Origin of the sequence: Pseudomonas sp. (assembly GCF_050739995.1) — a bacterium.
In the GTDB taxonomy this organism is placed as follows: domain Bacteria; phylum Pseudomonadota; class Gammaproteobacteria; order Pseudomonadales; family Pseudomonadaceae; genus Aquipseudomonas.
In genome coordinates, this window is the sequence record NZ_JBOICG010000019.1 from 1 (window position 1) to 5,737 (window position 5,737).

4 protein-coding genes are annotated in these 5,737 nt (G+C 63.8%); all 4 read right to left on the reverse strand.

Annotated features, from left to right (window positions below; all coding sequences use genetic code 11):
• A partial coding sequence (locus ACRESD_RS00495; protein WP_431749136.1) for a serine/threonine-protein kinase occupies positions 1–1,754 on the reverse strand: 1,754 nt, incomplete at its 3' end.
• Positions 1,751–2,470 carry a PP2C family protein-serine/threonine phosphatase gene (locus ACRESD_RS00500; RefSeq protein WP_431749137.1) on the reverse strand — a complete coding sequence of 240 codons (720 nt, stop codon included), beginning with the start codon at positions 2,468–2,470 and terminating at the stop codon, positions 1,751–1,753. The genes ACRESD_RS00500 and ACRESD_RS00495, both read right to left, overlap by 4 nt.
• Entirely contained in the window at positions 2,471–3,124 is a 654-nt protein-coding gene (gene tagF / locus ACRESD_RS00505; RefSeq protein WP_431749138.1) for a type VI secretion system-associated protein TagF, read from the reverse strand.
• Positions 3,121–5,737, reverse strand: a 2,617-nt coding sequence (gene tssM, locus ACRESD_RS00510) for a type VI secretion system membrane subunit TssM (RefSeq protein ID WP_431749139.1), incomplete at its 5' end; no start/stop codon positions are given. The genes tssM and tagF, both read right to left, overlap by 4 nt.

Here is a 5,737-nt window from a genome sequence, read left to right on the forward strand (position 1 = left end):
ATGTAGGGCTGCATCGACACCGTGGTGTCGACCACCAACACCACGGCCGTTCGGAAAGCGTCGGCGCTGGCTGCAGGTACAGCCGGCTTGCCGACGCTGCTTCCCGGATCGATGGACGCTACATTGAGCAACTGCACCGGCTGGCCGTTTTCGTCGAAGCTCTCTTTGGAATCGAAGATCGGCAACAGGTAGAACTGATTCTGCGGCACGGCGCTGGCGGTCGGTTCCAGCGCCAGCACTTGCTGATTGTCTTCGCTGTTTTTCTGCGCCTTGGCCAATACGTTTTTGGCCGCTGCCGGATCAGCCAGCAGCTTTTCCACTTCGCTGGATTGGCGCAGGAACATCACCGGCGATCGGCCCGAACGCTCGGTGAACTTGAGCACCAGACTCTGCTTCCAGTCGCTGATCTGGGCGGCAGGCAACCAACCATCGCTGCGGCCATCGGTGGCGGCGCCGACGCGTACCCACGGGCTGCCATCGACGTCTTTGCGCTGGTAGACGTAGAGCACGGAGAACGCCGGCAAGGCTTTACCAGGCGTGGCACCCGCTTCGCTGGAAAGCTTGGCCCCAGGCTTGCTGAGCACGCGTTGGAACAAGGTCTTTTTGCCAGCCATCAGCAAGGGGCGCTGACCGCCGTCCGCGTCGGCAACGGCGGTTTTCAACTCGGGCGGTGGTGTTTTCGGGATGACAGCGACAGGCGGTTCGACAGGCTTATCACTGCCGCTCAACCACCAATAACTGGCGCCACCAATGGCCAGAGCAACTGCCACAGCCACCGCCGCCAATGCCAACACCGGCCCTCGATGCTGTTCGCTGTGCTGCGTAGACGCGGGCGGCACCACAGGCTGGCGTACGGGCTGAGGCGGTGCGGTCGGGATCTCGATGGACTCCGGCGTGATGCCTCCCAGGTCAAAATTCATCGGGATCGGCAAGGGCCGTACCAGCGTGGCTTCCAGTGAATCGGCCGGGAGCTGATCGAGCGCCAGCAACAACGCCGCCGCATCCGGGAAACGATCCGCCGGGTCCTTGGCCAACAACTTACGCAGCACGCCTTGATAACGGCCATGATGCACCGGAAGTTCCGGCAACGGCTCGGTCAGGTGAGCCAGCGCCGTGGACAACGCATCGGTGCCGCTGTAAGGCAGCTTGCCGACGAGGATTTCATAGAGCACCACACCCAGCGCGTACAGGTCGGCGCGACCATCGATCTCCTGCCCCCGCGCCTGTTCCGGACTCATATAGCTCGGCGTGCCCACGGCAAAACCGGCCTGGGTGAACTGGGTGCGATCATCCAGGGACTTGGCGATGCCGAAGTCCGACAGCACCGCCGTGCCATCGGCGCGGAACAGAATGTTGGCGGGTTTGACGTCGCGGTGCACCAGCCCCTGGGCATGGGCATAACCCAACGCCGAGGCGATCTGGCGGATCAGCGTCACGCCCTGCTCCGGCGTCAGCCCCGCGGCAATGCGCTCTTTGAGCGTGCCATTGGGCAGGTACTCCATGGCCATGTAATACAGCTCACCGACATTGCCAATGTCATGGATGGTCACCGTGTGCGGGTGTGAAAGCCGCGCCAGGGTCTTGCCCTCGCGCAGGAAGCGTTCACAGAAGGTCGGATCAGCCGCCAGCGCCGCCGCCATCACCTTCAGCGCCACCTTGCGCTCCAACGAGCGCTGGGTCGCCAAATATACGCTGGCCATCGCGCCTTCACCGATCTCGCCTTCGATGTCATAGCCCGGGATCACGATGTTCATGGCGACACCTTCACGACAATGGTGGTGATGTTGTCCGGCGCTCCCCGGTTGAGTCCGAGGTGCACCAGGCTGCGCACGATTTCATCCGGCGCGTCATGCCCAAGCACTTCGCGGATTTCATAGTCTTCGACCGTCTTGTTCAGGCCGTCGCTGCATAGCAGGTAGCTGTCACCGGGAGCGATCAACAGGTCGACGATGGCAACCTCCAACTGGGCCTCCACACCCACTGCGCGGGTAACGATATTGGCGCGAGGGTGTACGCGGGCGTCGGCTTCGCTGAGCAGACCGCTGTCTTGCAGGTCCTGCACGTAGCTGTGATCACGAGAAATGCTTTCCAGCACGCCGTCGCGCAGGCGGTACAGGCGACTGTCCCCGGCCCACAAACACACACCGCGCAAGCCGCGTGCGGCGAACACCACCACGGTGCTGCCCATCATGGTCACGCCACGGTTGGCGGTTTCTTCGCGCACGGTCGCATTGATGCGGATCAGGTCATTACGCAGCGCCGCCGAGTATTCATCCAGGGATCGCCCCACCGGCACCTGGCGCAGGCTGTCGACGATCAGACTGCTGACGTAATCCCCTGCCGCATGCCCGCCCATGCCGTCGGCCACCACCCACAGGCGATTTTCCGGCAGGTCCAGGCACGCGTCCTCATTGACCTGACGCACCATGCCCACATGGCTTTTGCTCGCGGATTTGAACGTCGACCCCATCTACACCACACCTTCTTGTCCGAGCAAAAACTGCGCAAAATCATCGGCGGCAGGCAAGCCCTGGCACCGTAGTAAACCGGGAGAAATGCGTTGCGACCCACGGCCCCACCACAGGCTGGAACCGGCGCACGCCTGTTCGGCGAGCGCGGTCATCCGGCTGTGGGGCAGCGTGGCGTTCACCCGTTGCAAACCGGCGAAACGGCTGTCTACCGCGCGCGGCTCGCTGGCCGGGATGCCCAGGTTATCCACGCCATCGTTGAAGCTCTCGAACGTGGCACCAGCGTCCAGAGTACTGAGCAGCAGTGCTTCGGCCTGCTCGAACCAGATGTCCGGCCCACCCACGAGGGAGGCGGGATTGGTGTCCTGATCCAACATGGCCACCACCGCCAACGGGAAGTAGCGCCCAACCCGATCAATGCTCGGCATCACCACACCCGCCGCCGCATCCGGCCCGCACACACCCGGCGCCAGCACGAAGCGCCACAATGGGCTGACCAGGTACACGCTGAGCCAGTCGCCACCCAGGCGGTTCTGGCTGGCGAGCAAACCCGCTGCCAGCCAGTTGTCCCACGGGCCGATAAAACTCTGGGGCAAGGCGCGGCTGACAAAGTCACCGCGGCTGGCCAACTTGCCGTAGAAACCCAGCGTGGTCATAACCGCTCCGGCAGGCTGAAACCGCTGAGTACCCGGCTCTTGAACGGGTTGAAGGCGCTGTTGGCACGTAACTCGTAGGCGATGCTCGCGCCGTCGACCCGCAGGCGCAGGTTGAAGCGGTCCGGTGAATTGCCAGCAGTGAGGTCCGACTGCTCCAGCAGACGGAACCAGGCCCATGGCCCGTCCAGGGTCACGCCGGAACGGCCACTGGCCGACGGCGGCATGATGGAAATACGCACCACGCCGATGCTGCCGGGGTTCGGCCATTGCATCGCCACTGGGCGGCTTGGGCCGTGGTCGTAGCTCAATTGTTGGCCGTCGAGATCGAGCAGGAACTGTGTGATGGTCGGGTCCATCGACACCGGCTTGAGTTCGAAACGCACGATGGGCTGGGTGCCCCCGGCGCGGAAGAACGCATCACGAATCGTCGCCGCACGCTGGAAGGTTTGCAGCACACCCGGCGCAATCCCAAGCTTTTGTGCCGCGCCAGGCTGCCAGCGCCAGGTCGGGGTGGACGTGTCCACGTACGGCTGCAGGTACTTGCGGAAGTAGTTGTCCATCACCCCGCCCACGCCGAAAAACTGACCGAAGTCATCCAGGGTGGCGTCCCGCGCACTGCCCGGCGACATCGGGTAACGCCCGGCCAGGGACTGGCGATACACGTTGACCACTTCGCTGACCCAGGCCGCGTTCAGTTGGTTGCGCACGCCGCCCATCATGCTGTTGGTGGTGGAGTTGACCACCGACTTGACCATGCCCTGCACCAACGGCGGCTGGCGTTCGGCGTTCAGACTGACCCGCGTGGCCGCAGCCGCCGCCTGGTTCTTCGCCTCACCGAGCAAGGCATCGCCACTGGCGCCGACCATGGCGCTGACCTGTACATACAGCGCGTTCATGTCCGCCAACAGACCATCGATGGCCGCTGGCTCGCCTTCATTCTTGCTGACAATGCTGTTGAGTTCGGCAAAGTGCGCGGTCACCGGATCGTCTGCCGCAACGGGCGCATTGGCGGTTGGCTGCTCCTGGCCGAGCAGGTTGCCCAGGCGCTCCTTGAGCTTGTCGACGCCGCCTTCCACCGGCACGCCTTTGGCCGCCAGCTGGCGTTCTTCGGCTTGCAGGTCGGTTTCCTTGGCCACTGCCACCAGCAGTTTTTTCAGTGGCGATGTGGGGCCGGAAATCACCCGCAGCACGTCGGCTGCCTGGGCCACGCTGGTGATCGGCACGAAGTCGATGTCGGCCAGCAGCGCGTCCCACTGGCGCTGGTAGTCCTGGAAATACAGACGGCGCACATCACCGGCCAGGCTCACCACGTTCTGCTGATCGGCCGGCTCGCGGCCCAACACCCATTGCTCTTCGGCGAGGGTGCCGGTCTGGTTCAGGCTGCTCAACAGGAACGCCTGACGATAGCCCTTGGCAGTGAAGAAACCACTCAACGGCTCGCCCAGGGGCTTGCCGCTTTTGCGGCTGAACACCAGCGCCGCATCGCGGCCCGCCGCTTCGTTGATACGGAAATCCGGGATACCGTCGGGCAGTTTCTGGCGCTTGACCCGATCGTAGACGCGCTGGGCCACCGGCAGTTGCTGCAACTGGCGACGCAGGTCGTCGATCAAGCGTGGGTCGAGGCGCGCACTCGGCGGGTGGCGGTCGAACAATGCCTGCAAGTGCCCGGCCAGCGCCTGGCGCTGATCGCCAGGCAGGTCGCGGGGCAGGTTGCGGTCCCAGTCCAGGGCGATCCAGGCCTTGATGAATGCCGGGTCGTAATGCTCGCTGTCGGCCAGCATGAGGTAGGCCTTGAGGCCTTCGTAGAGGAAGTCAGAGTTGCCGCCTGCGTGCAGTTGTTCTTCAATGCGCGTCACCAGGCGCGGAGCGAAGACGGCGATCAACAGTTTGCGGTACACACTGCTGGATTCGGCTTCGAGCATATCGCCCTGATACAAGCCCAAGCCTTCGGCCCAACTGGGCGAATCACCGGCCAGGTTCTTCACCGCATTGAGCAACGGCAACACCGCGAGCACTTCGCGCTGGGCGGGACTCAGGTTTTGCACCGCCTGGCCCAGTGGCGCGACCTTCTGATCGACCTGGGCGATATACGCCTGGTTGGCGCGGTAGCTCACCCACCACAAGCCGCTGACCACCACCACCAGCGCCACAGTGGCCGCCAGTACGCCGCGTGCAATCCACTTGCGCCGACGCTCGACCTTGGGGTTGACCCCCACCAAGCCACGCTCGGCAAAGGCCACGGCGTTGAACAGTTTTTCGATGAAGTAACTACGCCCGGTACCACTCTGGCGCGCCAACTGCTGGCGATCCAGGTTCATGCTTTGAGCCATCGCGCCGATCAGGCGATCGATCGGGCTGCCTTCCTGGGTGCCGCTGGTGAAATACACGCCGCGCAGCAGTACACGCTCTTCGAAGGCGTTGGGTTTGAACACACCTTCGAGAAAGCTTTGCAGGCAATCCTTCAACGCACCGAACTGCTGCGGGAAGCCATAGATCAGGTCACGCCGCGCCGGGTCACGCTCCTGTTGCAGGCGTTCCACCAGGCGTTCGGTGAGGCGTTGCTCCAGGCCGGCGAATTCGCTTTGCAGGTGCGCCAGCGGGCTGTCGCTGTGC

What these genes read in the sequence shown, in the direction of transcription:
- tagF (WP_431749138.1), bottom strand. Translation starts at nt 3,124, where the DNA reads ATGACCACGCTGGGTTTCTACGGCAAGTTGGCCAGCCGCGGTGACTTT.
- ACRESD_RS00500 (WP_431749137.1), bottom strand. Translation starts at nt 2,470, where the DNA reads ATGGGGTCGACGTTCAAATCCGCGAGCAAAAGCCATGTGGGCATGGTG.